The sequence below is a fragment of the Aquibium microcysteis genome (assembly GCF_014495845.1).
Classification (GTDB): Bacteria; Pseudomonadota; Alphaproteobacteria; order Rhizobiales; family Rhizobiaceae; genus Aquibium; species Aquibium microcysteis.
Genome location: NZ_CP061080.1, coordinates 3,644,783 through 3,669,511 on the forward strand (window position 1 = coordinate 3,644,783; position 24,729 = coordinate 3,669,511).

The following is a 24,729-nucleotide window of genomic DNA, read 5'->3' on the forward strand; positions in this document are numbered from 1 at the left end:
GAACGAGGATCCGCGACGGCAGGGTGGAAGCAGCGCTGATGACGGCAGTTCGATATCCCCGCGACATGCGCGGCTACGGCGCCACTCCGCCGGACCCGAAATGGCCGGGCGGCGCCCGCATCTGCGTGCAGTTCGTCGTCAACTACGAGGAAGGCGGCGAGAACTGCGTCCTGCATGGCGACGCCGCGTCCGAAGCCTTCCTGTCGGAGATCACCGGCGCCCAGCCCTGGCCCGGCAAGCGCCACTGGAACATGGAATCGATCTATGAATACGGCGCCCGCGCCGGATTCTGGCGCCTGCACAGGATGTTCACCGAGACGAACATCCCGGTCACGGTCTACGGCGTCGCGTCCGCGCTCGCCCGCTCCCCGGACCAGGTGGCGGCCATGTCCGAGGCCGGCTGGGAGATCGCCACCCACGGCCTGCGCTGGATCGACTACCGCGATCATGATCCCGAAACCGAGCGGGCCGATCTGAACGAGGCGATCCGCCTGCATGCCGAAGTGGTCGGCGAGCGGCCGGAGGGGCTCTATCTCGGCCGCACCTCGGTCAACTCCGTCCGCCTCGCCTGCGCGGAAGGCGGCTTCGCCTACATCTCCGACACCTATGACGACGACCTGCCCTACTGGCTCGACCATGACGGCCACGGCAACGCGATCCCGCCGCAGCTCGTCATCCCCTACACGCTCGACGCCAACGACATGCGCTTCGCCATCCAGGCCGGCTTCACCGAGGGCGACCAGTTCTTCACCTATCTCAAGGACGCCTTCGACACGCTCTATGCCGAGGGCGAGGCCGGCCGCGCCGGCATGATGAACATCGGCCTGCACTGCCGCCTCGTCGGACGTCCGGGCCGCGCCGCCGCGCTCAGGCGCTTCATCGATTACGTGCAGGGCCACGAGAAGGTCTGGATCGCGCGGCGCATCGACATCGCCCGCCACTGGCGCGAGCACCATCCCTACGCGGCCCCCGCGCTGCGGCCCTCGCGCATGGACGAGACCGCTTTCGTCGCGGCCTTCGGCGGCGTCTTCGAACATTCGCCGTGGATCGCCGAACGCGCCTGGAAGCTGGAACTCGGACCTGCGCACGACAGCGCCGGCGGTCTGCACAACGCGCTGGCGCGCATGTTCCGCTCCGCCAGCGAGGACGAGCGCCTCGGCGTTCTGAAGGCGCATCCCGATCTTGCGGGCAAGCTCGCCCAGGCGAAGCGCCTGACAGCCGAGTCGACCGCCGAACAGGCTTCCGCCGGTCTCGACGCGCTGACCGATGCAGAGCGCGCCCGCTTCAGCGAACTCAACACGACCTATGTCGATCGCTTCGGCTTCCCCTTCATCATCGCGGTGAAGGGCTTGACCAAGGCCGACATCCTTGCCGCCTTCGAGCGGCGCATCGCCAATTCGCGCGACGAGGAGTTCGCCACCGCCTGCCGGCAGGTCGAACGCATCGCGCTGCTTCGCCTGAAGGACAGATTGCGCGCATGACCGAAGCCGCCCGCTCCTACTACGCCCCGCATGGCGGGCTGCCGCCGCAGTCGCAGCTCCTCACCGGCCGTGCCGTCTTCACCACCGCCTATGCGGTGATCCCGAAAGGCGTGATGAGCGACATCGTCACCAGCTACCTGCCCTTCTGGGAGAAGACGCGGGTCTGGATCCTGTCGCGCCCGCTGTCGGGCTTCGCCGAGACCTTCTCGCAATACATCATGGAGTTGTCGCCCGGCGGCGGCAGCGACCGTCCCGAACCCGATCCGCGTGCCGAGGGCGCGCTCTTCGTCGTAGAGGGCGAACTCACGGTGACCCTCGACGGCACCGTGCGGGTGCTGTCCTCCGGCGGCTACGCCTACCTTCCGCCCTCCTCCCGCTGGACCGCGCGCAATGCCGGTGCGACGCCCGTGCGCTTCCACTGGATCCGCAAGGCCTATGAAGCCGTCGAGGGGCTGGCCCTGCCCGACCCGGTCTTCGCCAATGAGAAGGACGTCGCACCCAATGCGATGCCCGGCACCGACGGACGCTGGGCCACCACACGCTTCGTCGACCCCGAAGACCTGCGCTACGACATGCATGTCAACATCGTCACCATCGCCCCCGGCGCCGTGATCCCCTTCATGGAGACCCATGTGATGGAGCACGGGCTCTACGTGCTCGAGGGCAAGGGCGTCTACCGGCTCAACCAGGACTGGGTCGAGGTCGAGGCAGGCGACTACATGTGGCTGCGCGCCTTCTGCCCGCAGGCCTGCTACGCCGGCGGCCCGTCGAACTTCCGCTACCTGCTCTACAAGGACGTCAACCGGCACGCGAAGCTGGGGGGAACGCGGTGACGGACCGCGGCGGCTGGAACACCCCCCTCTGGCCTGCCGGCCATCTCCCCCTCAAGGGGGGAGATCGGCGGTTCCACCCGCATCGCCGTCGGACGAACGTTGCGGGACGGGCGCCGGGGTCGAAGCTTCCGATCTCCCCCCTTGAGGGGGAGATGGCAGGCAGGCCAGAGGGGGGTAGCCTCGCTCGGCCTTCGAATCATACCTCCGACTGTTTCGGCGGGAAGGACCGGCATCCACAATGACCCGCACCATCCGCGCCACCCCCCTCACCCGCGAGGCCTTCGCCCCCTTCGGCGACGTCATCGAGACCGAAGGCGCGCATCATTTTCCGATCAATGGCGGCCGCTGCGAGCGCTACCACGACCTGGCGACGGTCGAGGCGACCGGGCCGAACGCCCGCGTGCTGATCTCGATCTTCAAGGGCACGCCCTATGCCTTCCCGCTCGACCTCGCGCTGGTCGAGCGCCATCCGCTCGGCAGCCAGGCCTTCATGCCGCTCACGCCCGCGCCTTTCCTCGTCGTCGTCTGCCCCGACGGACCCGATGGCCGCCCCGGCACGCCGCACGCCTTCGTCACCCGCGCCGGCCAGGGCGTGAACTATCCCGCCGGGCGCTGGCACGCCGTGCTGACGCCGATCGGCGCGCCGCAGGATTTTCTCGTCGTCGACCGCGGCGGCGACGGCAGCAATCTCGAGGAACACCACTTCGAGGAGCCCTTCCTCGTCACCCTTCCCGAAGGAACCCGCGCATGACCGACGTTGCCCTCCTCGACCGCCTGCTCGACGTGATCGAGAGGGACGTGGTCCCGATGACGAGGGCGGGCGTGGAGAAGGGCAACAAGCTCTTCGGCGCCGCGATCCTGAACAAGGCCGACGGTTCGCTGGTGCTCGCCGAGACCAACAACGAACTGGAAAACCCGCTGTGGCACGGCGAGGTACACGCGCTGAAGCGCTTCTATGAAATGCCGAAGGATACGCGCCCCGCAACCGGAGAATGCATCTTCATCGCCACCCATGAGCCTTGCTCGCTCTGCCTCTCGGCCATCACCTGGACTGGCTTCGACAATTTCTACTACCTGTTCAGCCACGAGGATTCGCGCGACGCCTTCGCCATCCCGCACGACCTGAAGATTCTCAAGGAGGTCTTCACGCTCGAGCCGGGCGGCTACGCCGCCGAGAACGCGTTCTGGAAGAGCTATTCTATCCGCAGGCTCGCCGCCGCGCTGCCGGAGCCGGACCGCGCGCGCGTCGAGGCTCGCATCGCGGCGATCGCGAAGACCTATGACGACCTCTCCGCGATTTACCAGGACGGCAAGGACGACAACGACATTCCATTGAACTGAAGGCGCAAGGACGGCCGTCTCGCCGCATCCCGCGCCGCAATCGCCAACGTCGCCGTCGCGCTGGCGCATTGCGCCGGTCACTCCCTCCGTGGCTGACTGCGGTCATCGAAGAGGGCTCCCATGAAGATCGTCACCGAATTTCCCCGCAAGGTCGTCGAGTATCCCGATCTCGGCATCGTCATGCCCGACGGCTGCCGCCTGTCGGTCCGTGCCTGGATTCCCGAGGATGCCGAGGCCAATCCGGTGCCGGTCATCCTCGAGCACCTGCCCTACCGCAAACGCGACGGAACCACCGCACGCGACAACCTGACCCATCCGTATTTCGCCGGCCACGGCTACGCCTGCCTGCGTGTCGACATGCGCGGCAACGGCGATTCCGAAGGACTGATGGAGGACGAGTATTCCGAACAGGAGCTGCAGGACGCCTGCGACGTCATCGCCTGGGCGGCCGCGCAACCCTGGTGCAACGGTCGCGTCGGCATGATGGGCATCTCCTGGGGCGGCTTCAACGCGCTGCAGGTGGCCGCCATGCAGCCGGAAGCGCTGAAGGCGATCGTCACGCTCTGCTCGACCGACGACCGCTATGCCGACGACATCCACTACAAGGGCGGGCTGCTGCTCAACGAGAACCAGGGCTGGGGTGCCACGATGCTGGCTTACTCCTCGCGTTCGCCCGACCCGGCGCTCGTCGGCGACCGGTGGCGCGAGATGTGGCTCGACCGGCTGGAGCACGAGCCCTTCCTGCCCGCCCTCTGGCTCACCCACCAGCACCGCGACGCCTACTGGAAGCGCGGCTCCGTCTGCGAGGACTTTTCCCGGATCAAGGCGGCCACGCTTGCCGTCGGCGGCTGGGGCGACGCCTACAAGAACGCCGTCTCGCGCCTCGTCACCGGCATCACGAATGCGCCCGCCAGGGGCATCGTCGGGCCGTGGATCCACAAGTATCCGCATTTCGCCGTGCCGAAGCCGGCGATCGGGTTCCTGCAGGAGGCCCTGCGCTGGTGGGACCGCTGGCTGAAGGACGTCGACACCGGCGTCGAGCGCGATCCGGCGATGCGGCTCTACCTGATGGATTCCGTCCCGCCGCGCGACTGGTACGAGGAACGACCGGGCCGGTGGATCGCAGAGCGGGTTTGGCCGTCGCCGGCCATCGGTAAGCAGTCGCTGACACTCCGGCCGGACGGCGCGCTTGCCGAAGGCGAGGCGGTACCGCTGGATGTTGTCGTCGCGACGCCGCAGGATTGCGGCATGGCGGGCGGCGAGTATTGCGCCATCTGGCTGGGCCCCGAACTGCCCGGCGACCAGCGCATCGACGACGACAAATCCGTCTGCTTCGACGGTGCCCCCCTGGCGGCGGATCTCGACATCGTCGGCGGTCCGGTGCTGCGCATGAAGATCTCCGCAGATCGGCCGGTGGCCATGGTCGCGGTGCGCCTCTGCGACGTCCAGCCGGATGGCGCCTCGACCCGCATCACCTACGGCGTCCTGAACCTCTGCCACCGCGCCTCGCGCGAGTTCCCGCAGCCCGTCGTGCCGGGCGAGGTCATGGACGTTTCGCTCCGGCTCGACGACGTCGCCTATTCGGTCAAGCCGGGGCACCGGCTGCGCGTGGCGATCTCGTCGACCTACTGGCCGCTCGTCTGGCCCTCGCCAGAGCCCGTAACGCTCACCCTGCACGAGGCTGCGATCGATTTGCCGGTGCGGCCCCGCACGGGCTCGGAGCCCGAATGGCGTTTCGAGGAACCGGAGGGCGCGACGCCCTGGGCCATCGAGACCATCCGCAAGGCCTCGAACCGCCGCGTGGTCACCCGCGATCCCGCCACCGGCCTCGTGACCCTGTCCATCGAGGACGATTTCGGGGACGCCCGCGACCTCGACCACGGGCTGGAAAACGGAACCGTGGCGCGCGAGACCTGGACGATCGATCCGGCCGATCCCCTGTCCGCGCAGGGCGAGACGCACTGGACTGAAACGCTTGGCCGCGGCGACTGGCGTTTGCGCACCGAGACCTTCACAGCCATGCGATCCGACGCCGCGTTCTTCCACCTGGAAGGACGGATTGAGGCATTCGAGGACGACAGGGTTGTGTTCACGCGAAAATTCAGCAATAAAATCAAACGCGATCTGATCTGATCGCGCCACCGCCCGTCCAATCGCGACACGTCGATTACGTCACGGAATGTCGCATTGGGTCTTGCCGCCCGGGTCCTCTTGGCGGCAATATCCTTGTCACACAGAGCCCGACAAAAATGGGCCAGGGGCAACACTATTCTCAGCGAGGAGCAATCAATGTCGAACGAACTCGAATTCCTGAGCCGTCACGTGGCGATGGGGCGCCTGAGCCGCCGTGACTTCCTCGGTCGGGCCGCGGCGCTGGGTGTCACCGCGCCCTTCGCCAACATGCTCCTGTCGAGCGCCGCACTTGCCCAGGCGCCCGTCCGCGGCGGCATCCTGAAGGCCGGCCTGCAGGGCGGCGAAGCCACCAACAGCCTCGACCCGGCGACCTTCCTGAGCCAGGTTCCCTTCAACTTCGCCAAGTGCTGGGGCGAGTATCTCGTCGCTCTGAAGCCGGGCGGCCTCGAGAACCGCCTCGCCGAAGAGTTCGGCGCATCCGACGACGCCAAGGTCTGGACGTTCAAGATCCGCCAGGACGTCGAGTTCCACAACGGCAAGACGGTCACCGCCGAGGACGTGGTCGCCACGCTCGAGCGCCATTCCAACGAGGACTCCAAGTCCGGGGCGCTCGGCATCATGCGCGGGATCGAGTCCATGAAGGCGGACGGCCGAGACGTGGTCATCACGCTCAAGGAGCCGAACGCCGACCTGCCCTACCTGATGGCCGACTACCATCTGATCATCCAGCCGAACGGCGGCAAGGACGCGCCGGACGCGGGCATTTCGGCCGGTTCCTACAAGGTGGCCGTCAACGAGCCGGGCGTCCGCTACGTCGGCGAGCGTTTCGCCAATTACTGGCAGCCCGACAAGGAAGGCTTTGCCGATCAGGTCGAGATCATCGTGGTCAACGACCCGACGGCGCGCACCTCGGCGCTGCAGGGCGGGCAGGTGCACATGATCAACCGCGTCGAGCCCAAGATCGTCGATCTGATCAAGCGCGTGCCCGGCATCGAGATCCAGACGGTCTCGGGACCCGGCCACTACGTCTTCATCATGCACTGCAACACCGGTCCCTTCGACAACGCCGACCTGCGCATGGCCCTCAAGCTCGCGATGGACCGCGAGGAGATGGTCGACAAGATCCTGCGCGGCTACGGCTCGGTCGGCAACGACTTCCCGATCAACTCGTCCTACCCGCTGTTCTCGGACGACATCGAGCAGCGCACCTACGACCCCGACAAGGCGGCCTTCCACTACAAGAAGTCCGGCCATGACGGTCCGGTCCTGCTGCGTACCTCGGAGGTGGCCTTCCCGGGCGCCGTCGACGCGGCCCAGCTCTACCAGCAGACCTGCGCCAAGGCCGGCATCACCATCGAAGTGAAGCGCGAGCCCGGCGACGGCTACTGGTCGGAAGTCTGGAACAAGCAGCCCTTCTCCACCTCCTACTGGGGCGGCCGTCCGACGCAGGACCAGATGTACTCGACCGCCTATCTGTCCAGCGCCGACTGGAACGACACGCGCTTCTTCAACGAAAAGTTCGACAAGCTCCTCCTCGAGGCGCGTGCCGAGCTCGATCAGGACAAGCGCAAGAACCTCTACCGCGAGATGGCCATCATCGTCCGCGACGAGGGCGGCCTCATCCTGCCGATGTTCAACCAGTACATCGACGCCATCAACGACAAGGTCGGTGGCTATGGCGGCGGCGTGAACCACGAACTCATGGACGGCTACGCGCTCGCCCGCTGCTGGGTGAAGGCGTGATACGGACCACGGAGCCGTGTCGCCCATCCTGACCCTGATCGCCCAGCGCATCGCGCTGGGCGTTCTCCTCCTCTTCGCCGTGTCGGTGCTGATCTTCGCGGGCACGCAGATCCTTCCGGGCGACGTCGCGCAGTCCATTCTCGGACAGACCGCCACGCCCGAAGCGCTCGCCAATCTGCGCAAGGAACTCGGCCTCAACGATCCCGCGATCGTTCGTTACTTCTCGTGGCTCGGCGGCGTTCTCACGGGCGACCTCGGCACTGCGCTGACGACGCGACAGCCGATCGTGTCCACCCTCATGCCGCGCCTGTGGAACACCCTGTTCCTCGCCTTCTGGGCCGCCATCGTCTCGGTCCCGCTCGCGGTCATGCTCGGACTTCTTGCGGTGCGCTATCGCAACGGTCCCATCGACAAGGCGATCTCGGGCTTCGCGCTCGCCTCGACGTCGCTGCCCGAATTCTTCATCGGCTACCTGCTGATCTTCTTCGTCGCCGTGAAGATGCAGTGGTTCCCGTCGATCTCGACCGTCTATGGCGGCATGCCGCTGGCCGACAAGCTCAACGCCATCGTTCTGCCGGCCACCGTGCTGGTCCTCGTCGTTCTCGCCCACATGATGCGCATGACGCGGGCGGCGATCCTCAACGTCATGCAGTCGGCCTATATCGAAACCGCCGAGCTGAAGGGCCTGTCGAGCTTCGACATCATCCGCAAGCACGCCTTCCCGAACGCCATCGCCCCCATCGTCAACGTCATCATGCTCAACCTCGCCTTCCTCATCGTCGGCGTCGTCGTGGTCGAGGTGATCTTCGTCTATCCGGGCATGGGCCAGTATCTCGTCGACCACGTGTCGAAGCGCGACGTGCCGGTCGTGCAGGCGGTCGGCCTCATCTTCGCGGCCGTCTACATCGGCCTCAACATCATCGCCGACATCGCCGCCATCATTGCCAATCCGCGCCTGAGGCATCCGAAGTGAGACACGACGATGCCTGACTTCAAGACCATCACACCCGGAGCGGCCGTCGGCCTGTTCCTGACGGCCATTCTGGTCTTTTCCGCCGTCTTCGCCCAGGCCATCGCACCCTATGGGCTGAGCGAGATCGTGGGCGACGTCTGGGAGCCGATGAGTGCCGAACACTGGCTCGGAACCGACAATCTCGGCCGCGACCTGCTCTCCCGCATGCTGTTCGGGGCGCAGACGACGATGCTCATCGCCGGCCTCGCCACCGCCCTGTCCTTCTCGCTGGGCGCCATCCTCGGCTTCACGGCAGCGGTGGTCGGCGGCTGGTTCGACATGATCCTGTCGCGACTCGTCGATCTCCTGATGTCGATCCCCACGCTCATCTTCGGGCTCGTCGTCCTGTCGGTTCTGCCTTCGACGGTGCTGACACTGATCCTTGTGATGGGCATCCTCGATTCCACCCGCGTCTATCGCCTGTCGCGCGCCGTCGCGGTCGACATCAACGTCATGGACTTCGTCGAGGCGGCCAAGCTGCGCGGCGAGGGCCGGGGCTGGATCATCTTCCGGGAAATCCTGCCGAACGCGCTGTCGCCGCTCGTCTCCGAACTCGGCCTGCGATTCATCTTCGCCGTCCTGTTCCTGTCGGCGCTGTCATTCCTCGGCCTCGGCGTCCAGCCGCCGGAGGCCGACTGGGGCGGCATGGTGCGCGAGAACAAGGAAGGCATCGTCTTCGGCATCCCGGCGGCGCTCATTCCGGCCGCGGCGATCGCCGTGCTCGCCATCTCCGTCAACCTCGTCGCCGACTGGATCCTCAATCGCACCACCAGCCTGAAGGGGGGCCGCGGCAATGGCTAAGGCGTCCGCACCGGCGAAGCCCGCAGGCAAGCTGCTCGAGATCCGCGACCTCAGGATCGAGGCGACGGTCTATCCACCCGGCGAGGCGCCGCGGAACATCGTCATCGTCGATGGCGTCTCGCTGACGCTCGAACGCGGCAAGGTGCTCGGCCTGATCGGGGAATCCGGCGCCGGCAAGTCCACCATCGGCCTCTCGGCGATGGGCTACGGCCGCGGCGGGGTGCGCATCACCGGCGGCGAGGTGCTCCTCAACGGCCGTGACATCCTGAAGGGCGGGATCGGCGGGCTCCGCAAGCTGCGCGGCAAGGAGGTCTGCTACGTCGCGCAGTCGGCGGCGGCGGCCTTCAATCCCGCGCACAAGCTGATGGACCAGGTGGTGGAAGCCGCCATGCTGCACGGCGTGGCAAACCGCGCCGAGGCCGAGAAGCGTGCCGTCGCGCTGTTCAGGAAGCTCTCGCTGCCCAATCCCGAGACGATCGGCCGCCGCTATCCGCACCAGGTTTCCGGCGGCCAGCTGCAGCGCGTCATGACCGCGATGGCCCTCTGCTCGGAGCCCGACCTGATCGTCTTCGACGAGCCCACCACGGCGCTCGACGTGACCACCCAGATCGACGTGCTCGCCGCCATCAAGGACGCCATCCGCGACACCGGCGTCGCCGCGCTCTACATCACCCACGATCTCGCGGTGGTCGCCCAGGTGTCCGACGAGATCATGGTCCTGCGCCACGGCAAGCTCGTCGAATGGGGCGGGACGCAGCAGATCATCCGGGAACCGAGGCAGGAATACACCAACCAGCTCGTCTCCGTGCACCGCATCGAGCACCAGGAGAAGACGCCGGGCGAAAAGCCGCTCCTGTCGGTGAAGACCGTCACCGCCGCCTATGGCGGCGGTCTCGTCGATGTCCTGAAGAACGTCTCGGTCGACATCCATCCCGGCCAGACGCTCGCCGTCGTCGGCGAGTCCGGCTCCGGCAAGTCGACCCTGGCACGCGCCATCACCGGCCTGCTGCCGCCGCGCGAAGGCTCCATCACCTTCGCCGGGCGCACCTTGCCGGCGAAGCTCGCCAACCGGTCGAAGGACGATCTGCGCGAACTGCAGATGATCTACCAGATGGCGGATGTCGCCATGAACCCGCGCCAGACGGTGGGCACCATCATCGGCCGGCCGCTCGAATTCTACTTCGGCATGCGCGGCGCCGAGCGCGACCGCCGCGTCGCCGAGCTTCTCGAAGAGATCGAGATGGGCAAGGGTTTCCTCGATCGCTATCCGGCCGAACTCTCCGGCGGCCAGAAGCAGCGCGTCTGCATCGCGCGTGCGCTCGCCGCCAAGCCGAAGCTGATCATCTGCGACGAGGTCACCTCCGCGCTCGATCCGCTGGTGGCGAACGGCATCCTGAAGCTGCTCCTCAACCTCCAGGCGGTCGAGAGCGTCGCCTATCTCTTCATCACCCACGACATCGCCACCGTCCGCGCCATCGCCGATTCCATCGCCGTCATGTATCGCGGCGCTGTGGTGCGTTACGGCTCGAAGAGCCAGGTGCTGACCCCGCCCTTCGACGACTATACCGACCTCCTGCTCTCCTCGGTTCCCGAAATGGAGGTCGGCTGGCTGGAGAAGGCGATCAAGGGCCGGCGGATGGAAGCGGCGGGGAACTGATGAACACCGGATCTGGCGGATCAGCCGAACTTTGGTAGATTACGCAGCATGAACGAGCATACGACGCTGTCACGGGACGATCATTCCGCCGCGTTCATCGAACAGCAGGTCGATGGAGGAAACTTCGCGTCGGCCAGTGACGTCGTAGCGGCTGGATTGAGGCTGTTGAAGGCCGCGCAGGACTACGGCGCATACGTCCGTGCCGCCTTGATCGAAGGCGAGAACAGCGGACGTCCGGAGCCCTTCGACTTCGACGAGTTCATCGCCCGGAAGAAGGCCGGACGCTCGGCACGAACGGGTACGCTGTGAGCAGGGCGGCTCAGGCGGACCTCGACGGCATCTGGGACTACACGGAACAGATTTGGTCGGAAGAGCAAGCCAAGCGATACACCGCGATGATCCGCGACACCTGTCTGGCGCTCGCGGCGACCGGTTCAGGACCGGCTACTTGATGCAGTCGGTCGGCTCGCATTTTATCTTCTATACAGGAACCGCCGGCGGCGTCATCCAGGTGATCCGCATCTTGCATCAGCGGATGGATGTTGCCTCCCAGCTTCGAAAGCCTTGACGAATGCCCTTCTCCTCCAAACTCCTCCTCATCATCCTCGACGGCGTTCCGTGGCGCAACTGGCGCCGGCTGTTCGGAAATCTCGAAGGCTGGGTGCAGTCGGGCGAGGCTCGGGTCTGGAAGATGCGTTCCGTGCTGCCGTCGACCTCGGCCTGCTGCTATGCCTCCATCCACACCGGCGTGCCGCCGCAGGTGCACGGTATCCTGTCGAACGAAGTGCGCTTCCGCGTCTCGCAGCCCGACATCTTTTCCGAAGTGACGAAGGCTGGGGGCAAGACGGGCGCGGTGACCCATTCCTACTGGTCCGAGTTCTTCCGCTCCCATCCCTTCGATCTCGTCGAGGACATGGAATACGACGAACCGGCCGGCCCGATCACCCACGGCCGCTTCCACACCATGACCGGCTACGGTCACGACAACCAGATGACGCCGTCGGACGTCGATCTCTTCGCCACCCTGACCATGCTGTGCAGGCGCCACGGCATCGACTACGGCATCCTGCACACCTGCACGCTGGACTCGATGGGCCACCGCTTCGGCCACGACAACACGCCGATGGACCACGCCTGCGCGGTGGCCGACGGCATGCTGGCCGCCTTCCTGCCGAAATGGCGCGCCGCCGGCTACGAAGTGATGGTGACCGCCGACCACGGCCAGACCGACCGCGGCCATCATGGCGGGCGGGAAGACCTGCAGCAGGATTTCGCGCTCTATTATTTCGGCGAAGGACAGGGTCCGGCCGACGATACCCTGCTCGACCAGCTCCAGCTCGCGCCCACTATCCTCACCCGCCTCGGCGTACCGGTGCCTGAGACGATGACGGCCAGGCCGTTCCTCACGTGAGGGGCGGCTACTTGCCCATCACCAGCGCCCAGTAACGCCGGCCTTCCGCGTCGGCAGCCGAGGCGAGGCCGTAGCGCGAAAAGCGCGGGTCGAGCATGTTGCGGCGGTGCGGCGGGCTGTCGACCCACATCTGGAACACCTTGGCGACCTCCATGCGGCCGTGCGCGATGTTCTCCGCCGCCGGTCCCTCGACGCCGTTCTGGCGCATGCGGGTCGAGAAGTCGCGGCCGCGGCCGGTCGTGTGCACCATCCGCCCCGCCTCGGCCATGTAGCGGGCCTGCTGCATCGCCGCCTTTTCCAGCGCCGGATCGGGCCGTGCCGCGGCGAGCCCGGCCGAGCTGCGTACGTAGCCGTAGACCTCCTGCGCGCTTGCCGACGCGCCGACGGTCGACGTGTCGATGGACGGGGCGAGCGACATCACGCTGCACCCTACCGGAAGCGCGAGGCAGGCGATGAGGGCTGCACTGCGAAGCATGGAGACCATGGGAGTCCTGTCGAAGGTGAATCGCCGGAGGTGCCGACGGTGGGCCAGACCCTGCCGTTGCCCCGCGAATGCGTCAATCTGCGGGCAGCGAGACGTCCTCCCTGTTCGGCGGCCGTCAGTACGGCCATTCCCCCCTCGCCAGCGCCACCGTCGCCGCGACGATGCGTCCGAAGCTCGCCCGCGCTCGCCCGACCGAATGCCGCGCCCGCAGATAACCGTGCACCAGTCCGGCCTCCTCGAACGAGACGGCCTTGCCGCCCGCCGCAAGGATGCGGTCGCGGTAGGCCGCGCCATCCGACGACAGCGGGTCGCACTCTGCCGTCACCACCACCGTCGGCGGCAGGCCGGAGAAATCCGTGTCGAACAGCGGCGCGAAGCTGGCGTCGCCGGCGATGTCGGCCCCACCCGCGCGGATGTCGCGGTAGAAGTCGATGTCGCGCACGGACAGCATCGGCGCCTCGGCATGGGTCACGTAGGAGCCCGCCGACTGGTCGCCGCCGAGCCCCGGATAGATCAGCACCTGGCCGACCGCTGCCCGCGCATCGCGCCGCGTGTGGTGCGCCACCGCGGCGGCGAGGTTGCCCCCCGCCGAATCGCCGGCGAGCACGATCGGCAGGGCCTGCGTGTCCGCCGCCCAGCGGAACGCCGTCATCGCGTCGTCGAAGGCGGCCGGGTGCACATGTTCGGGGCACAGCCGGTAGTCGACGGAGACGACGGTGCAGCCGGCAACCTTCGCCAGTTCCGCACAGACGTCGTCATGGCTCTCCAGCCCGCCGACGACGAAACCCCCGCCGTGGAAATAGAGCACGAGCGCGGCCGGCACGATCTCCGTCGGCGTGTAGACGCGGATCGGGATGCGATGCGTCGCCGTTTCGATCGCCGTCGTCTCGACCGTGATCCCGTCGGGATGGCCAGCGTGGAATGCCCGGCACATCCGATCGTAGATCGCCCGCTGCCCGTCGATCGTCTGGTCGATCGTGTCGGGTGGATAGAAGGAATTCGTCCGCTCGATGAAGGCCCAGGTCTCGGCGTCGATGAGCGTTGCGTAGTCGGTCATCGGCTACTTCCCCTTCCAGACCGGATCCCGCTTCTCCGCGAAGGCCCGGAAGCCCTCCATGTTGTCGTCGGAGGCGTAGAGGGCGTCGACGGTGCGGAACTTGCGCTTGGTGATCCAGTTCATCGCCTCCTGGAAGCCCATGGCCTCGGCCTCGCGGGCCACTTCCTTGATGGCCGCGAAGACCAGCGGCGGGCCGCCGGCGAGCAGCCGGGCCACCTCCCAGACGCGCGCCTCCAGCCGGTCGGCCGGCAGCACCTCGTTGACCAGCCCCCAGCGATGCGCCTCGGCGACGTCCATCCAGCGGCCGGTCAGCAGCAGGTCCATCGCGACGTGATAAGGCATGCGCTTCGGCAGCTTGATGGTCGCGGCGTCCGCCAGCGTGCCGGCGCGGATCTCCGGCAGCGCGAAGGAGGAGTGCTCGGAGGCGTAGATCAGGTCGCAGGACAGCGCCAGTTCGAAGCCGCCGCCGACCGCCACGCCGTTGACGCAGGCGATCACCGGCTTGTTCATGTCGATCAGTTCCTGCAGGCCCGCGAAGCCGCCGACGCCGTAGTCGCCATCCACGGCATCGCCCGAGGCGGCGGCCTTCAGGTCCCAGCCGGCCGAGAAGAACTTGTCGCCCGCCGTCTTCACGATCGCCACCCGAAGCGCCGGATCGTCCCGGAACGCCTTGAAGGTCTCGCCCATCAGCCGCGACGTGGCGAGGTCGATGGCGTTGGCCTTCGGCCGGTCGAGCGTGATCTCCAGGATCGCGCCTTCTGTGCGGGTGGTAATGACGTCGGTCATGGTATCCTCCTGAAGGGCTCCGCCGCAAATGTCCGAGCTCGACGGCGCCCCCCACTGCCCTGCCGGGCATCTTCCCCACGAGGGGGAAGATCAGCGGCTTCGACGGCGGTGCCTTCGTCGAACTTTTCTCGACCAGGCGAAGCGGAGGCGACAGCCGATCTCCCCCCTCGTGGGGGAGATGCCCGGCAGGGCAGAGGGGGGCGCGGCGGAGCGCCGATGCTGATCACTTTATCACCCCCACCACCATCAGCGCATCCGCCACCCAGGCGCCTTGCCCTGCCGCACACACGATCAGCGGGTTGATGTCCATCTCGGTCACGTCGGTCACCAGCGCGAAATCGGCGATCCTTCCGATCGCGTCGATGGCCGCCTCGAGATCGCCCTTCGGCCGCCCGCGAAACCCGTCGAGCAGCGGGAACAGCCTGAGCGAGCGCAGAGCGACCTCGATGTCCTCGCGCGATGCGGGCAGGAGCAGCGTGGCGGAATCCTTGAGCAGTTCCACCATCACGCCGCCCGAACCCACCGTCATCACCGGCCCGAACAGCGGATCGCGCGTCACACCGACGATCAGCTCCGCGACGCCGCCGGCGACCATGCGCTCGACATAGAGGCCGGTGCCGAGGCCAGCGATCGCCTCCGCCGCCGCGCGCACCGCATCCGCATCGCGAAGGTTGAGCTTCACCGCTCCGGCCTCCGACTTGTGGGCGACCCCCAGCGCCTTCACAGCCACGGGGAACCCGAGCGCCTCGGCCACTGCGACGGCCTCGTCGGGCGTCGCGGCGCGGCGGCCGGCGGGAACGGAGAGACCGGCCGCGGCGAGCCAGGCCTTGGCATCGGCCTCGTCAGTGTTTTCGAAAGGTCGGCGCGAGGCACCCCCCTCTGGCCTGCCGGTCATCTCCCCCTCGAGGGGGGAGATCGGCAGCTGCGAGGTCGGAGCCGGTCCTCCACCGTCTGCGATCGCGCGCGGCGACGGCGGCAGTCGATCTCCCCCCTTGAGGGGGAGATGACCGGCAGGCCAGAGGGGGGTGCCTCGCGCAAAGGCTGCAGGCAAGCCCGTTGGCTCAGCCACAGGCAACCCCATCTCGCGCCTCCACGCCTCCCCCACCATCACCGCCGCTTCCGCCGCATCGAAGGCCTCCGCGATGCCGCTGATCGGCACGATGCCGCGCAGCAGCAGCGCCTCCGCATGCCCCTCCGGCAGGTTCTCGCCCATCGACGCGACGATCGCGCCTTTGGCGCCGCTCGCCTTCAGGGCCGTCTCGAACGCATTGACCGTCGGCCACCAGTCGGCGTCCGAACAGCGGTCGGTACGCGGGAAGTCGAGCACCAGCAGATTGAGATCGAAGCCGCCCGAGACCATGGCCGAGAAGGCGGCGGTCAGTGCCTCCTCCTTGGCCCAGATGTAGGTGTTGTAGTCGAGCGGGTTGGCGACCGCGACCAGCGGCCCGAGCGTGGTTTCGACCCGCGCCTTGTGCTCCGCTTCCAGCGCCGGGAAATGCACCCCGCGGCCGACCGCTGTGTCGGCCATCACCGAGGCTTCGCCGCCCGAACAGCTCATCGACGACAGCCGGCCGCCCGGCAGCGGGCCGACGGCGTGGAAGAGCTTCAGCGTCTCCAGGAAGGACGGGATCGTGTCCACCCGCGGAATGCCGAGCCGCCGGAGAAAGGCATCCGACGCGGCGTCCGATCCCGCCAGCGAGGCGGTGTGCGACACGGTCGCCGCCCGCGCCTGCTCGGAGCGCCCGACCTTCATCGCCACGATCGGCTTGCCGAGTTCCCGCGCCCGTGCCGCCAGCCGCTCAAAGCCGGCAACGCTGTCGAAGCCCTCGATGTGCACGCCCAGGCTTTTCACGCGCTCGTCCTCGATCAGGCCCAGCGCCATTTCCGACAGGCCCGTCTGCGCCTGATTGCCGGCGGTCATCAGGAAGGCGAGCGGCAGTCCGCGGGTCTGCATGGTGAGGTTGCAGGCGATGTTAGAGGACTGCGTGATGATCGCGGCACCCCGCTCGCCCTCGGCCATTCGCCGCCCGCCATGCTGGTCGGGCCATAGCAGCGCGCCATCGGCATAGTTGATCAGGCCGTAGCAGTTCGGCCCGATCACCGGCATGTCGCCCGCCGCCTCGATCAGCGCCGCCTGCAGTCCTTCCCCTTCGGCGTCATAGGCGCTGGTCTCCTTGAAACCGGCCGCGAAGCAGATGGCCCCGCCCGCGCCCATGGCGCGGAGTTCGCGCACCACCTCGACGGTCAGGTTGCGGTTGACGCCGATGAAGGTCGCATCCGGCGCCGAAGGCAGGTCGGCCAGGGAGCGGAAGGCCCGCACGCCCGCCACTTCGTCGCGGCTCGGATGCACCGGCCAGATGGAGCCGCCGAACTCCATCTTCAGCGACTGCTTCACGACGTTCGGCGCGAAGAAGCCGCCGCCGATCACGGCGATGCTCTTCGGGCGCAGGAGGCGGGACAGGTCGCGGGATTTGTGGGTCATGGGATGGCGCCGGGTTGCTGGGCATCGAGGACAGGGCGGGCGGCGGCGATGCGGTCGATCTCGGCGGCGTAGTCGACGATCGCAGCCTTGCCCTTCGGGCTCAGCGCGTAGACGCCGGTGCCGGCCCCGCGCTCGAACCAGCCGTAGTGATTGTCGGCCATCAGCCGGCGCGCATGCGGCACGCCTGTTCCCTTCGCCACGGCGGACGCCTTGGTCGGCCCCTGCGCGGACAGGAGCCTCAGGCAGAGCAGCGCCTCCTGGCGGTAGGCCGTGACGAGGTTGCGCCGCGTCGTGCCGCCGGTGTTGGGGTCGCCCACAAGCTTTGCGAATTCCTTCAGCAGCCGCGCCTTGCGCGGTTTCGACTGCCGCGGCCTGTAGGGCTCCGGATCGCAATGCACCTCGACGAAACCGTCGGCGAGTTTCACCGTGATCAGCCCGAGCCCGAGCCGCCGGCAGAGCCTGCGGTTTTCCGCCAGCGCCTTCTGAGAGGCCCGGCCCGAACCGCGCGGAACCGCCACGTAGACCGCATCCGTCAGCGCCTGCCTCTCGATCGCCTGGTGGAAGAGCGACAGCGAGAAGCCGGCCTTGAGCTCGACGATCACCGGCTCCTCCTCGCCTGCCCGCAGCGCCACCACATCGGCCGCGCCCACCTCGCCCTTGACCGTGTAGCCCTGCCCTTCGAGCAGGCGCTTGACGGGAAGGTAGAGGTCGGCCTCGCGGATGCGGCTCATGGGCTGCGATACCTCCCGGCAACTGCGTGCCCCTTCGCACCCCCCTCTGCCCTGCCGGGCATCTCCCCCTCAAGGGGGGAGATCGGCAGCTTCGCCGTCGGCATCGATTTTTCGACTCCGGCGAGTGAGCGAGGCGTTGACGACAAGCAATCTCCCCCCTTGAGGGGGAGATGCCCGGCAGGGCAGAGGGGGGTATCGTAGGACGCCGCAGCCTGGCCGGGGACCCGCTGCTTCGCAACTCCCCGGCATTCGCGGCCTTCCATCGTGCCACCGGCACGATGGATTGGCTTCGCAAACCGTCCGCTCATCCCCCCACCGCCCTGAGCAGCGCGCGGCTGATGATATGCCGCTGGATCTCGGAGGTCCCTTCCCAGATCCGCTCGACGCGCGCGTCGCGCCAGATGCGCTCCAGCGGCAGGTCGTCCATCAGCCCCATGCCGCCATGGATCTGGATTGCCTCGTCAGCCACGAAGGCGAGCATTTCGGTGGCCTTCAGCTTGGCCATCGCCATGTCCTCGTCGGTCACCGTGCCGGCATCGTATTTCCACCCGGCCTCGAAGGTCAGCAGGTTGGCGGCCTTCAGCTCCGTCGCCATGTCGGCGAGCTTGAACGAGACGCCCTGGAACTTGCCGATCTGCTGGCCGAACTGCTCGCGGCTCGCGGCATAGTCGATCGCGTGCTTCAGCGCCCGCTCGGCCCGGCCGAGACAGGTCGCGGCCACCTGCAGGCGCGTCGCGCCGAGCCAGGAATTGGCCACCTCGAAGCCGCGATGCACCTCGCCCAGAACCTGTTCCTTGGGCAGCCGGCAGTCGTCGAACTCCAGCACTGCATTGGTGTAGCCGCGATGCGAGACGTTGCGGTAGCCGTCGCGGACGGCGAAGCCCTTCGTGCCCTTGTCGACGAAGAAGGCGGTGATCTTCTTTCGCCTGCCGCCCCCGGGGAACTTGGGCGTCTCCTCTTCACCGGACGCCATGAAAACGATCGCGAAGCCGGCGATGTCGGCATGGGAGATGAAATGCTTGGTGCCGTTGAGCACCCAGTCGGTCCCGTCCTGCACGGCAGTGGCCTTCATGCCGCGCAGATCCGAGCCGGCGCCCGGCTCGGTCATCGCCAGGCAGTCCCAGGTCTCGCCGCGGATGCAGGGATAGAGATATCTCTCCTTCTGCTCGGGCGTGCCGGCGAGCAGGATGTTCGACGGCCGCGCCACGCAGGTCCAGTGCAGCGCGTAGTTCGCCCGGCCGAGTTCCTTCTCGTAGAGCAGCCAGGTCGGCGTATCGAGCCCCGCACCGCCCACTTCCTCGGGCATGTTGGCGGCATAGAGCCCCGCCGCCATCGCCTTCCGCTGCAGCTCCCGGATCAGGTCCATCTCCAGCCGCCCCGTGCGCTCCACCTCGCGCTCGTGCGGGTAGAGCTCGTTCTCCACGAAGGCGCGGGTGGTTTCGACGACCAGTTTCTGTTCGTCCGTCAGGCCGAAATGCATGGGAGTTCCTCCAAGGTCAACGCGGGGATACCCCCACTCCTCACCCCTCCCCTCAAGGGGGAGGGGGATTCTGACAGGCGAGCGCCCTTGGCAGCGCCATCGATCGAGAAACTGGTGCGACGGCGGCGACCCCCTCCCCCTTGAGGGGAGGGGTAATGGGTGGGGGTGGCCCGCGCGCGGATCATTTCTTCTTCGCCTTGGCCCCGCCCGCCTTCTTCGGTTTCTCCGCCTTCGCCTTCTCGGCCGCCTTCGACACCTTGGCGCTCGCCGCCTTCCCCAGCCGCTTCACATAGGCGTTGTGCAGTTCGCCCGCGCCCCAGCCCTTGCCCTTCTCGGCCCTGGCCAGCGCTTCCATGATGCCGATCAGGTTCTCGTCGCGGATGCGCTCGAGCTCGCGGATCGACCACTGGCCCGATTGCGCGTCCGACTGGCTCGCGACCATGTCGACCAGGTCGTCGTTGAACTCCGGCACGTCCATCAGCTTGGTCCAGGGCCAGGCGAGCGCGGGGCCGAACTGGGCCATGAAGTGGCGCATGCCGGCCTCGCCGCCGGCGATGCGGTAGGTCTGGAACATGCCCATCTGCGCCCAGCGCAGGCCGAAGCCGTAGCGCATGATGTCGTCGAGTTCCTCGACCGTGCAGATGCCGTCCTTGATCAGCCACAGCGCCTCGCGCCATGCCGCTTCCAGCAGGCGGTTGCCGACGAAGGCGTCGATCTCCTTGTTGATGACGACGCATTTCATGCCGATCGAGGTGTAGACCTCCCGCGCGCGCTCGACGAAGTCCTTCCCCGTCTTCGCGCCCGGCACGATCTCGTTGATCGGCAGCAGGTAGACCGGGTTGAACGGATGCGCGACGAGGAAGCGCTCGGGATGCGCCATGTCCTTCGCCATGTCGGTCGCCTTGAAGCCCGACGTCGACGAACCGATCAGCGCGTCGGCGGGTGCGGCCGCCTCGATCTCGGCGATGGTCTTCAGCTTGAGGTCGAGCCGCTCCGGCACGCTCTCCTGGATGAAGTCGGCACCCGTCACCGCCTCCGCGATCGAGCCGGCGAAGGTCACCTTGCCTTCCTTGGGCAGGCCCTTCACCGCCATGCGCGTGTAGGCGCGACGGGCATTCGCCATCACCTCGTCGACCTTGCGCTTGGCTTCCGGGTGCGGATCGAACACCGCCACGTCGTGGCCGTTCAAGGCGAGGCGCGCGATCCAGCCGCCGCCGATGACGCCCCCGCCGATGCACGCTGCTTTACTGATGGTCATGACTGCCCCCTATGCCGCCAGCGGCGCCCGTTTGGTCAGCCCCAGCTTCTTTCTCACCTCGTCCGGCCCGATCACCCGCGCGCCCATGTTTTCGATGATCGTCACCGCGCGCTCCACCAGCTGCGCATTGGTGGCGAGCACGCCCTTGTCGAGCCAGAGATTGTCCTCGAGCCCGACACGCACGTTGCCGCCGGCGAGCACCGCGGCGGCCACATAGGCCATCTGGTGGCGCCCGAGGGAAAAGGCCGACCAGGTCCAGTCCGTGGGTACATTGTTGACCATGGCCATGAAGGTGTTCAGGTCGTCCGGCGCGCCCCACGGCACGCCCATGCACAGCTGCACCAGCGCCTGGGGCGCCAGTGTGCCTTCTTCCACGAGTTGTTTGGCGAACCACAGGTGCCCGGTGTCGAAGGCCTCGATCTCCGGCTTCACGCCCATGGCCGTCATCATGCCGCCCATGGCACGCAGCATGCCGGGCGTGTTGGTCATCACATAGTCGGCCTCGGCGAAGTTCATCGTGCCGCAGTCGAGCGTGCAGATCTCCGGCAGGCACTGACGCACGTGCTCGACACGGTCCGACGCGCCGCCCATGTCGGTGCCCTGCGCCTTCAGTGGCAGAGGGTTCTCCACGTCGCCGAACACCATGTCGCCGCCCATGCCGGCGGTCAGGTTCAGCACCACGTCCACCTCGGCGTCGCGGATGCGCTCGGTCACCTCGCGGTAGAGCGAAACGTCGCGGCGCGGCTTGCCGGTCTCGGGATCACGCACATGGCAGTGCACGATGGCAGCACCGGCCTTCGCCGCCGCGATCGCGCTCTCGGCGATCTGCTTCGGCGAGCGCGGCACATGCGGGCTGCGGTCCTGCGTGCCGCCCGAGCCGGTGACGGCGCAGGTGATGAAGACCTCGCGGTTCATGGAAAGCGGCATCGAAAAGTTCCCTCCGGATGGCGCCGAAGACCCCGCTCCGTCTGCCTCCGGCAGCCAACTCTCCCGCTACTGCCGGGAGAGGATCGGCAGCCGGCAGCCCGGCTGCTCGTCCTCTCCCTCACGAAGTGGGGGAGATGTGGCTCGGGCGAAGCCCGAGACGGAGAGGGGGCAAGCGCTTCGATCGACTATCGCTGCAGCTTCCCCCGCCTTGCTTCCATGCGCTTCACCTTCTACGAATCCCAAATGTCAAAAAGCGAAGGCCGCTCCATCTTCAAACCAGAAGCCACGCCACTGCGGCTGACCTTCCTCGTCCTGTCCGGCGCCTCGCTCATGTGCGTTGCCTCCGCGATCGATCCGCTTCGCGCCGCCAACCGCGTGGCGGGCGAGACTCTGTTCGACTGGACGATCGTTTCCGCCGACGGCGGGCCGGCCATGACGACGGCCGGGCTGCCGATCGCGGTCGCTGGCGCGCTCGATCCCGCAGCGCGATGCGACGCTCTCGTCGCCATCGGCGGTTTCGGCACCCGCGCCGGCGCATCGGGCACTCTGCTCGCCGCCTTCCGCCGGGCGGCGCGGTCGGCGCGCGCCGTCGGCGGCGTCGAGGCGGGCGGCTGGCTCGTCGCCCGCGCCGGCCTGCTCGACGGCCGCGCCGCCACCACCCACTGGGAGGACCTCGAAGACTTTTCGGCCGCCTTCCCCGGCATCGACGTGCGGCCTGACCGCTATGTCATCGACGGCCCGGTCTTCACCACCGGCGGCGCCTCGCCGACCTTCGATATCATGCTGCATCTGGTGCGCGCGCGCCTCGGCATGGCGGTGGCGCTCGATGTCGCCTCGGTGTTCATCTACGACCAGGCGCGCGCCGCCACCGACGCCCAGCCGCTCGTCTCGCTGGGCCGCCTCGACGGCTACGACCCGCGGCTGGCCCAGGCGATCCGGCTGATGGAGAGCCATGTCGACCGGCCGTTGCCCGTCTCGGCGATCGCGCGGCGCGCCGGCGTCACGGCACGGACGCTGGAAAAGATCTTTGCCGCCGCGATCGGCGAGACGCCCGGCGCCTACTACCTGCGCCTGCGCCTCAACGCCGCCCGCCGCCTCGTGCTCGACACGGCCGAGCCGATGGCCGACGTCGCCGCCCGCACCGGCTTTTCCTCCGCGAGCGCCTTCAGCCGCGCCTTCGCGAAGGCCTTCGGCAAGCCGCCGGTGCGGATGCGCCGCGGCTGAGCGCATTGGCCGGATCGGCGGCGAAATGCTATGGTCGCACCGGACGCGGCTGCGAGGTGATTGCGATGGGCGAGATCGGAAAGCTGTTCAAGGACGGCGAGAGCCAGGCCGTGCGCATCCCCGACCGGTTCCGCTTCGAGGGCACGGAGGTGGAGTTCCGCCCCGGACCCAATCCAGGCGAGGTGATCCTGGCGCCGAAACGGATGGAGCGGACGGGCTCGTTCGACGCCTTCTTCAGGTCTCGCGCCGAGATTCCCGATTGGGAACTCGAAGGCTTCCTGGAGGACCGGGATCAGGGTGTTCATGAGCGGGATGACCCGCTGGCATGATGCTCTACCTGCTGGATACCAATGCGGTGAGCATGGCCGTCCATCGCCGCTCCTCGGCCCTCGACCGCCGGATGGATCAGATCGGCGTAGATGCGATCGCAATATCGTCGATCACCTACGGTGAGATCGTCTACGGCCTCGAGTGGAAAGCGGAGGCTCGCAGGCTTGCGAGGAGCATGGGAGATTTCCTTCGGGAGATCATGGTCCTGCCGTGGACCGAAGCGACTGGCGATCTCTACGGCAAGCTGCGTGCCGATATGCGCCGCAGCGGCATCTCCCTCCAGCCCCTCGACCTCCTCATCGCCGCGCACGCGCTGGAGGCGGGCGCCACGCTCGTCACCAGCGATGTCGCCTTCCGCCACGTGCCCGGGCTGACCGTCGAGGACTGGACGGTGCCCTGAGGCGCCGCCGCTGCCCGGTGCCGGCCGTCAGGCCGCCTGGTCGCTCCACGCCGGATAATCGACGTAGCCCTTTGCGCCGCCGCCATACATCGTCGCCCGCTCCGGCTCTGCGAGCGGCAGGTCGCGGCGCAGGCGGTCGACGAGGTCCGGATTGGCGATGAAGGGTCGGCCGAAGGCGACGAGGTCGGCGCGCCCGCTGGCCACGGCCTCCTGCGCGAGCGCCCTGGTGTAGCCGTTGTTGACGATCCAGGCGCCGGTGCCGCCGGCGTCGCGATAGGCGGCCTTGAACGCGTCCCAGTCGAACGCCGCCTCACCCTGGACGAAATCGCGCGCGCCGCCGGTGGCGCCCTCGATCACGTGGACATAGGCGAGACCGCGGCTCGCGAGACCCTTCACGACATGCTCGAACAGCGGCTGCGGGTCGGGGTCGGACGCGTCGTTGGCCGGCGTGACGGGCGACAGGCGGATGCCGACGCGGTCGGCGCCCGCCGCCTCGACCACCGCGTCGACCACCTGGAACAGGAAGCGCGCGCGGTTCTCGATCGAGCCGCCATAGGCGTCGGTGCGCTGGTTGCTGCCGGAGCGCAGGAACTGGTCGATCAGGTAACCATTCGCCGCATGGATTTCGACGCCGTCGAAACCGGCCTCGCCCACCGCGGCCTTCGTGGCGCGACGAAAATCCTCGACGATCCCGGGAAGCTCGTCGAGCCCCAGCGCCCGGGGCTCCGACGTGTCGGCGAACGAGCCCGTGCCGTCGGCGTTCACCAGATAGGTCTTCGACTTCGCGCGGATCGCCGAAGGCGCGACCGGCTTGCCGCCGCCGGGCTGGAGGCTGTCATGCGAGATGCGGCCGACATGCCACAGCTGCGTCACGATCTTCCCGCCCGCCGCGTGGACGGCGTCCGTCACCTTTCGCCAGGCGGCGAGCTGGTCGGCACCGTAGAGGCCCGGCACGTCGGCATAGCCCTGCCCCTGGTGCGAGATGGCGGTCGCCTCGGTGATCAGCAGGCCGGCAGCCGCGCGCTGGGTGTAGTACTCGACGGCATAGGGCCCGGGCACGGCGTTCGGCGAGCGGTTGCGGGTCAGCGGCGCCATGGCGATGCGGTTGGCGACCGAAATGGCGCCGACGGTGGTCGGATCGAAGAGCGTGGTCATGGA

24 protein-coding genes are annotated in these 24,729 nt (G+C 67.8%); 15 read left to right on the plus strand and 9 right to left on the minus strand.

Going from position 1 to position 24,729, the window contains the following annotated elements; translation table 11 throughout:
• The first annotated feature begins 38 nt into the window (after positions 1-38).
• From puuE to IAI54_RS16995, 12 genes are all read left to right on the plus strand, one after another.
• Positions 39-1,481 carry an allantoinase PuuE gene (gene puuE, locus IAI54_RS16940; protein ID WP_235679078.1) on the plus strand — a complete coding sequence of 481 codons (1,443 nt, stop codon included), beginning with the start codon at positions 39-41 and terminating at the stop codon, positions 1,479-1,481.
• The gene (locus tag IAI54_RS16945; RefSeq protein WP_187968319.1) at positions 1,478-2,314 is read left to right on the plus strand and encodes a bifunctional allantoicase/(S)-ureidoglycine aminohydrolase; all 837 of its coding nucleotides are present in this window, start codon (positions 1,478-1,480) and stop codon (positions 2,312-2,314) included. Before puuE ends, IAI54_RS16945 begins: the two co-directional genes overlap by 4 nt.
• A 238-nt stretch (positions 2,315-2,552) precedes the next feature.
• Entirely contained in the window at positions 2,553-3,065 is a 513-nt protein-coding gene (locus IAI54_RS16950) for an ureidoglycolate lyase (RefSeq protein ID WP_187968320.1), read from the plus strand.
• Positions 3,062-3,655 carry a nucleoside deaminase gene (locus tag IAI54_RS16955; RefSeq protein WP_187968321.1) on the plus strand — a complete coding sequence of 198 codons (594 nt, stop codon included), beginning with the start codon at positions 3,062-3,064 and terminating at the stop codon, positions 3,653-3,655. The genes IAI54_RS16950 and IAI54_RS16955 overlap by 4 nt, the downstream gene beginning before the upstream one ends.
• A 120-nt stretch (positions 3,656-3,775) precedes the next feature.
• Positions 3,776-5,788 (plus strand): CocE/NonD family hydrolase, encoded by a 2,013-nt coding sequence (locus IAI54_RS16960; protein WP_187968322.1) that lies wholly within the window; start codon positions 3,776-3,778, stop codon positions 5,786-5,788.
• A gap of 156 nt (positions 5,789-5,944) precedes the next feature.
• Positions 5,945-7,531 carry an ABC transporter substrate-binding protein gene (locus IAI54_RS16965; protein WP_187968323.1) on the plus strand — a complete coding sequence of 529 codons (1,587 nt, stop codon included), beginning with the start codon at positions 5,945-5,947 and terminating at the stop codon, positions 7,529-7,531.
• A 16-nt stretch (positions 7,532-7,547) separates the two neighbouring features.
• A complete protein-coding gene (locus tag IAI54_RS16970) occupies positions 7,548-8,504 on the plus strand; it encodes an ABC transporter permease (RefSeq protein ID WP_187968324.1) in 957 nt (318 codons plus the stop codon).
• 9 nt (positions 8,505-8,513) lie between these two features.
• A complete protein-coding gene (locus tag IAI54_RS16975) occupies positions 8,514-9,344 on the plus strand; it encodes an ABC transporter permease (RefSeq protein ID WP_187968325.1) in 831 nt (276 codons plus the stop codon).
• Positions 9,337-11,001: an ABC transporter ATP-binding protein gene (locus IAI54_RS16980; RefSeq protein ID WP_187968326.1), complete on the plus strand. Its 1,665-nt coding sequence runs from the start codon at positions 9,337-9,339 to the stop codon at positions 10,999-11,001. The genes IAI54_RS16975 and IAI54_RS16980 overlap by 8 nt, the downstream gene beginning before the upstream one ends.
• A gap of 48 nt (positions 11,002-11,049) precedes the next feature.
• Positions 11,050-11,310, plus strand: coding sequence for a type II toxin-antitoxin system ParD family antitoxin (locus IAI54_RS16985; protein ID WP_187968327.1), 261 nt, complete (start codon positions 11,050-11,052; stop codon positions 11,308-11,310).
• The gene (locus tag IAI54_RS29215; RefSeq protein ID WP_338021468.1) at positions 11,307-11,453 is read left to right on the plus strand and encodes a type II toxin-antitoxin system RelE/ParE family toxin; all 147 of its coding nucleotides are present in this window, start codon (positions 11,307-11,309) and stop codon (positions 11,451-11,453) included. Before IAI54_RS16985 ends, IAI54_RS29215 begins: the two co-directional genes overlap by 4 nt.
• 119 nt (positions 11,454-11,572) lie before the next feature.
• The gene (locus tag IAI54_RS16995) at positions 11,573-12,412 is read left to right on the plus strand and encodes an alkaline phosphatase family protein (RefSeq protein ID WP_187968328.1); all 840 of its coding nucleotides are present in this window, start codon (positions 11,573-11,575) and stop codon (positions 12,410-12,412) included.
• Between the two features lie 7 nt (positions 12,413-12,419).
• Here IAI54_RS16995 and IAI54_RS17000 read toward each other — a convergent pair whose 3' ends face one another.
• The 8 genes from IAI54_RS17000 to bcoG all read right to left on the minus strand — a co-directional run bounded on the left by IAI54_RS17000 (position 12,420) and on the right by bcoG (position 21,617).
• The gene (locus tag IAI54_RS17000) at positions 12,420-12,830 is read right to left on the minus strand and encodes a CAP domain-containing protein (RefSeq protein WP_187973202.1); all 411 of its coding nucleotides are present in this window, start codon (positions 12,828-12,830) and stop codon (positions 12,420-12,422) included.
• Positions 12,831-13,011: 181 nt separating this feature from the next.
• Positions 13,012-13,953 carry an alpha/beta hydrolase gene (locus tag IAI54_RS17005; protein WP_187968329.1) on the minus strand — a complete coding sequence of 314 codons (942 nt, stop codon included), beginning with the start codon at positions 13,951-13,953 and terminating at the stop codon, positions 13,012-13,014.
• A 3-nt stretch (positions 13,954-13,956) separates the two neighbouring features.
• Positions 13,957-14,739, minus strand: coding sequence for a carnitinyl-CoA dehydratase (locus tag IAI54_RS17010; protein ID WP_187968330.1), 783 nt, complete (start codon positions 14,737-14,739; stop codon positions 13,957-13,959).
• 223 nt (positions 14,740-14,962) lie between these two features.
• Positions 14,963-17,221 (minus strand): acetate--CoA ligase family protein, encoded by a 2,259-nt coding sequence (locus IAI54_RS17015; protein ID WP_187968331.1) that lies wholly within the window; start codon positions 17,219-17,221, stop codon positions 14,963-14,965.
• Complete coding sequence (locus IAI54_RS17020; protein WP_187968332.1) at positions 17,218-17,952, minus strand: DUF2161 domain-containing phosphodiesterase; 735 nt, start codon at positions 17,950-17,952, stop codon at positions 17,218-17,220. The genes IAI54_RS17015 and IAI54_RS17020 overlap by 4 nt, the downstream gene beginning before the upstream one ends.
• Positions 17,953-18,256: 304 nt before the next feature.
• On the minus strand, positions 18,257-19,432 hold the full coding sequence (locus IAI54_RS17025) for an acyl-CoA dehydrogenase family protein (protein WP_187968333.1): 1,176 nt from the start codon (positions 19,430-19,432) through the stop codon (positions 18,257-18,259).
• A gap of 181 nt (positions 19,433-19,613) precedes the next feature.
• Positions 19,614-20,690, minus strand: a complete 1,077-nt coding sequence (locus IAI54_RS17030) for a 3-hydroxyacyl-CoA dehydrogenase NAD-binding domain-containing protein (RefSeq protein WP_187968334.1) — start codon at positions 20,688-20,690, stop codon at positions 19,614-19,616.
• 9 nt (positions 20,691-20,699) lie between these two features.
• The gene (gene bcoG / locus IAI54_RS17035; protein WP_187968335.1) at positions 20,700-21,617 is read right to left on the minus strand and encodes a 3-dehydrocarnitine:acetyl-CoA trimethylamine transferase BcoG; all 918 of its coding nucleotides are present in this window, start codon (positions 21,615-21,617) and stop codon (positions 20,700-20,702) included.
• A 243-nt stretch (positions 21,618-21,860) separates the two neighbouring features.
• On the opposite strand from bcoG, the gene IAI54_RS17040 reads away from it, so the two are divergent.
• From IAI54_RS17040 to IAI54_RS17050, 3 genes are all read left to right on the plus strand, one after another.
• Positions 21,861-22,841 (plus strand): GlxA family transcriptional regulator, encoded by a 981-nt coding sequence (locus IAI54_RS17040; protein WP_187968336.1) that lies wholly within the window; start codon positions 21,861-21,863, stop codon positions 22,839-22,841.
• A 65-nt stretch (positions 22,842-22,906) separates the two neighbouring features.
• Positions 22,907-23,170, plus strand: a complete 264-nt coding sequence (locus IAI54_RS17045) for an antitoxin (RefSeq protein WP_187968337.1) — start codon at positions 22,907-22,909, stop codon at positions 23,168-23,170.
• Positions 23,167-23,571 (plus strand): type II toxin-antitoxin system VapC family toxin, encoded by a 405-nt coding sequence (locus IAI54_RS17050; RefSeq protein ID WP_187968338.1) that lies wholly within the window; start codon positions 23,167-23,169, stop codon positions 23,569-23,571. Before IAI54_RS17045 ends, IAI54_RS17050 begins: the two co-directional genes overlap by 4 nt.
• Before the next feature lie 27 nt (positions 23,572-23,598).
• Here the strand turns inward: IAI54_RS17050 and IAI54_RS17055 are convergent, their stop codons facing one another.
• Positions 23,599-24,726, minus strand: a complete 1,128-nt coding sequence (locus IAI54_RS17055; RefSeq protein WP_187968339.1) for an alkene reductase — start codon at positions 24,724-24,726, stop codon at positions 23,599-23,601.
• Positions 24,727-24,729 lie beyond the last annotated feature (3 nt).